The following is a 4,529-nucleotide window of genomic DNA, read 5'->3' as shown; positions in this document are numbered from 1 at the left end:
CAACGATCATGTCACTTTGACTGGCGGCATGCAGTGGGTCAATCGTCAAGCGGATAAATGGGATGGAAAGGCTCAAGGATTCCGACGTACAAACAGCGCCTTGTTACTTGGCGTGGGATATGGCATTTCAAAAGCAAGCACCATCAACATCACTCTGAAATCCAATGTCTCAGGTTCAAACGAGGCAGACCTGAGGCTCAATTGGCTGCACACGTTTTGACGTCTGCCGGTTGAAATCTTGCCTTGATTCCCCCTAAGGATAGATATGAAATTAAAACAAATCATCATAGTAGGCGCCCTGTCTGTCAGCCTGGCTCCCCCTGTCTACGCGAAGGAAATAGCGTCAGAGCCATTGCCGCAATTCACAATGACGGACGCTGAAGCTCTATTTGAAAACGATACTAAGTCCATGCAATTAGCAGCGCTTTCACCTCAAGAAATGAAAGAGACTGAAGGAGCTTGGGTGAATTTCGCCGTTGGCGGGGCTATCGGCTTTGGGTCCTATGCCTTAGCTAATTACGTCACCAATCGACCAATTACCTGGCAAGGTTCGCTGTATTCAATCGGTACGGGGGCGCTTACCGGCGGAATGGGTGGTGCGCTAATACGCGCATCTGGCGGAGGCCTTGCCGGACAGATCGCCTGGAGGCCCAATATCCTGGCGTCCAACTTTGGTGCCTCACAATACAGCCGATATCGTGGTTGGTAATTAACTAAAAGGATGAGATGAGGTGCGAACTCACCTCATCCTTCAGGAGATGCTATGAGCTTGATAGTTGCATTGACAGAGATGCTAGGTGGCATGCTGGCAGAATATTCAATACAAAAGAAATGGAGTAAGGTCAAAATATTCTTTGTAACGAGCGCCATTTTTTTCGCTACTTCTTTGCTCAACCTTCTTGTTTTTGAACATGGAAGCGGGGTACTTTTGGCCATCTCAGGGTCAGCCATATTAGGGGTAAGTCTCGGCATTTTTTTTGTACTGACCATTTATATACATGAAAAAACCAAGAAGTAAGAAGCTCTACTCTTTGAGAACCGACGCACTTGCATGCATCCTTTCTCTGACCAGCCTCTTTGCCCCCAGCTCTGCTTTCTCTTTAGACCTGCCCGGTTATTTAGGAAAGAAAAATCCGCCTGACAGCATTCTTCTGCTGAACACGCATACTGCCCAAATCAGCATTGCCATCAGAAGCTGGAAGAGCCTACGCGATGTAGATGTAGTCAAGCAAGACTTCGACTACTCGTGTAGTGCGGCATCCCTGGCAACCTTACTCAACGGGTTTTACGGCCAGTCTCTCACTGAGGAGTCTTTGCTCAAGGCGATGGACAAGGGCGACTTGAAGGCATCTTTCGAAGACATGCAAAAGATACTGCCGAGATTCGGATTCAAGGCGCAAGGATTTGCTGCAAGTTATGAGCAACTGGTCAAGCTCAAAGCGCCAGTCGTGGTGTATCTCAAATACCGCAAGGATGATCACTTTTCGGTTCTGCGCGGCATCAATGAGAACATGGTCTGGTTAGCAGATCCTAGTCTTGGAAACAGAACGTACAGCAAGGCTCAATTTCTGGAAATGTGGCAAACCAGGAACGACAAGGAACGCGAAGAATTATCTGGAAAGATTCTGGCCATTTTGCCGCTCAACAGTAAGGTGTCAAGCAACTCAAATTTCTTTTCAAAGAATCCACGTCGGCAGACTATCCAAGCAGTTGAACAATCGAAAATCCTGATGTTTCCATAAGAACCGCTGGGATAGAGCACAGGCAGGACGAAGAGCAAGCCCTAGCATCCTTCTCATCTTCACCGCTGCATACTCTCCCACACCTTCTGCAAGCGCTTCACCGACACCGGCATGGGGGTCTTCAATTCCTGTGCGTACAGCGACACCCGCAATTCCTCCAGCATCCAGCGGAATTCCGTCATCTTGGGATCGGCACGGCCAGCGCGGTCCTTGAGACCACGCTGATACGGCAGCGCCACCGAATTCCACTCCGCCAGCAAGCGCGCATCGCGGGCCGGGTCGGCGCGCAGCTTGTCCAGCCGCACATTGATGGCCTTGAGGTAACGCGGATAGTGGCTCAGGTTGCCATAGTCGGTCTCGGCCACGAAACGCTTGCCCACCAGTTGCGACAATTGCGCCTGCATGTCGGCCGCCGCCTGGGCGTGGGCCTTGATGCCTTGCAGCTTCTTGGGCAGCGAGTGGTACTCGGCCAGGATCAATCCACACAGGCGGGCAATTTCATTGACCAGCAAACCCAGCCGGGCCTTGCCTTCATCGCGACGGCGGTTGAATTCGTCGGCGTTGCGCGGCAGCGGGTCTTGCAGGAAGGCGCGCTCCAGGCCGGCATTCAATATCTGTTCACGCAACTCTTCCTGCGTGCCCAGGGCCATGAACTGCATCCCCATCTGCTGCAACCCTGGGATGTTCTTTTCCAGGTACTTGAGCTGTTCCTTCATCTGCAGGGCGAACAGGCGACGCAGGCCGGCGTAATGGAAACGCGCAGCCTCGGTGGGGTCATCGAACACTTCCAGGTCGCAATGCGTGAGCCTGTCCACCAGCGCCGGGAAGCCGATCAGCGTCTGCGCCTGCTTGCCACTGCCACGGGTGATTTCCAGCAGCTCGGGCAATTCGCCGAAACTCCAGTTGGTGAGATGGCTGTATTGGCCCGCAGCAGCAGGTGCCTGGGATCCAGCCGATGCCGCAGAAGCGGCGCTGGCATTGCCCTTGCTGGCAGCGCCAGTGCCAGCGCCGGTTCCGGTAACGGCAGCAGGCGCCCCACCCTGTTCTTCCTCGCGCGGGGCGATGGCCACCTGCTCGGCCAGCTTCTGGAACTGCTGGCGTGCCTGACCGCCGAATTCGGCTTGCAGCGCGGCCAGGTTGCGGCCCATCTCCAGTTGCCGTCCGTGTTCATCGACGATCTTGAAGTTCATCGCATGATGGGCCGAGAGCGTCTCCTGCTTGAAGTCGCTGGGCTTGACCAGGAGCGTGATCTGCTCACGGATGTCGGCGATGATGGCGTCGATCAGGTTGCCGCGACCAAAGGTCTTGCGCTCTTCCATGCGCTCGCAGAAGCGCGCGGCATAATCGGGCAGCGGGACGCAGTGGCGGCGCAGCTTTTGCGGCAGCGACTTCAACAGCAGGTGGACTTTTTCCTTCAACATGCCCGGCACCAGCCACTCGCACCGATCCGCCGAAACCTGGTTCAGTGCATACAGCGGCACGGTCAGCGTCACCCCATCGCGCGCAGCGCCCGGTTCGAAGTGATAGGACAGCGCCATGGCAATGCCCGCCACATTCATGGTCTTGGGGAAGAGCTCGGTGGTCACGCCCGCAGCCTCGTGACGCATCAGGTCATCGCGGTTCAGGTAGAGCAGCTTGGGGTCGGCTGCCGTGGCCTGCTTGTGCCACTTCTCGAAGTCCACGCCATTGCAGATGTCCTGCGGGATCAGCTTGTCGTAGAAACCGATGATCAATTCATCGTCCACCAGCACGTCCAGGCGGCGCGACTTGTGTTCCAGGTTCTCGATTTCGCGCACCAGCTTCTGGTTGTGCGCGAAGAACGGAGCGCGGGTCTCGAAGTCGCCTCCGACCAGGGCATCGCGGATGAAGATCTCGCGCGCCTCGACCGGATTGATGTTGCCGTAGTTGATGCGGCGCTGGCTGTACACCACCAGGCCATACAAGGTAGCGCGCTCGGAGGCCGTCACTTGCGCGGCGCGTTTTTCCCAGCGCGGCTCGCCCCAGGATTTCTTCAACAGGTGGCCGCCCAGTTTTTCCAGCCATTCGGGCTGGATGTTGGCCACGCAGCGGGCATACAGGCGGGCGGTGTCGACCAGCTCGGCCGCCATCACCCAGCGACCGGGCTTCTTGGTCAGATGAGCACCGGGCCAGATGTTGAACTTGATGCCGCGCGCGCCCAGGTATTGCGCATCGTCGTCGCTCTTGAAACCGACGTTGCCCAGCAAGCCGGTCAGCAGGGCCAGGTGCAATTGATCGTAAGTGGCCGCTGCTTCGTTCAAGCGCCAGCCCTGTTCCTTGACGATGGTCAGCAGTTGCGAATGGACATCGCGCCATTCGCGCAGGCGCAGTTGCGACAGGAAATTCTCGCGGCAGTGTTCCTGCAACTGGCGATTCGATTTCTTGTGGGCGATGGCGTCTTCGAACCACTTCCAGATCTTCAGGTAACTGGCGAATTCGGATTTTTCATCGGCGAATTTCTTGTGCGCATTGTCGGCCGCATTCTGCGCATCCATGGGCCGGTCGCGCGGGTCTTGCACCGACACCGCGGCGGCGATGATGAGCAATTCGGTCAGGCAGGCATTGTCGCGGCCGGCCAGGATCATGCGGCCCACGCGCGGGTCCAATGGCAGGCGCGCCAGTTGCTTGCCCAAGGGTGTCAAGCGATTGACGCCGCCCTGCTCTTCGACTGCGCCCAGTTCCTGCAGCAACTGGTAGCCATCGGCAATGGCGCGGCCCAGCGGCGGCTCGATGAAGGGGAAGCTCTCCACGTCCGTCAGGTGCAGCGAC

General features: G+C 56.7%; 4 protein-coding genes and 1 pseudogene. 4 read left to right on the top strand and 1 reads right to left on the bottom strand.

Annotated features, from left to right (window positions below):
• From I5W_RS32160 to I5W_RS20115, 4 genes and pseudogenes are all read left to right on the top strand, one after another.
• A pseudogene (locus tag I5W_RS32160) lies at nt 1-220 on the top strand (hypothetical protein); the annotation flags it as partial.
• 45 nt (nt 221-265) lie between these two features.
• On the top strand, nt 266-709 hold the full coding sequence (locus I5W_RS20125; protein WP_050010701.1) for a hypothetical protein: 444 nt from the start codon (nt 266-268) through the stop codon (nt 707-709).
• 54 nt (nt 710-763) lie between these two features.
• On the top strand, nt 764-1,018 hold the full coding sequence (locus I5W_RS20120; RefSeq protein ID WP_044530561.1) for a hypothetical protein: 255 nt from the start codon (nt 764-766) through the stop codon (nt 1,016-1,018).
• Nucleotides 999-1,742 carry a C39 family peptidase gene (locus tag I5W_RS20115; protein WP_083893593.1) on the top strand — a complete coding sequence of 248 codons (744 nt, stop codon included), beginning with the start codon at nt 999-1,001 and terminating at the stop codon, nt 1,740-1,742. Before I5W_RS20120 ends, I5W_RS20115 begins: the two co-directional genes overlap by 20 nt.
• Nucleotides 1,743-1,801: 59 nt before the next feature.
• On the opposite strand, the gene I5W_RS20110 is transcribed toward I5W_RS20115, so the two are convergent.
• Nucleotides 1,802-4,529 (bottom strand): DUF3418 domain-containing protein (locus tag I5W_RS20110; RefSeq protein ID WP_044530560.1); only part of this gene is annotated, 2,728 nt, incomplete at its 5' end.

It is taken from the genome of Herbaspirillum sp. B65 (assembly GCF_000333555.1).
GTDB classification, from domain to species: Bacteria; Pseudomonadota; Gammaproteobacteria; order Burkholderiales; family Burkholderiaceae_D; genus Herbaspirillum; species Herbaspirillum rubrisubalbicans.
This window is presented reverse-complemented; position numbering and strand designations above follow the sequence as displayed.

Coding starts and splice junctions, on each gene's coding strand:
- I5W_RS20125 (WP_050010701.1), top strand. CDS start 266: ATGAAATTAAAACAAATCATCATAGTAGGCGCCCTGTCTGTCAGCCTG.
- I5W_RS20120 (WP_044530561.1), top strand. CDS start 764: ATGAGCTTGATAGTTGCATTGACAGAGATGCTAGGTGGCATGCTGGCA.
- I5W_RS20115 (WP_083893593.1), top strand. CDS start 999: ATGAAAAAACCAAGAAGTAAGAAGCTCTACTCTTTGAGAACCGACGCA.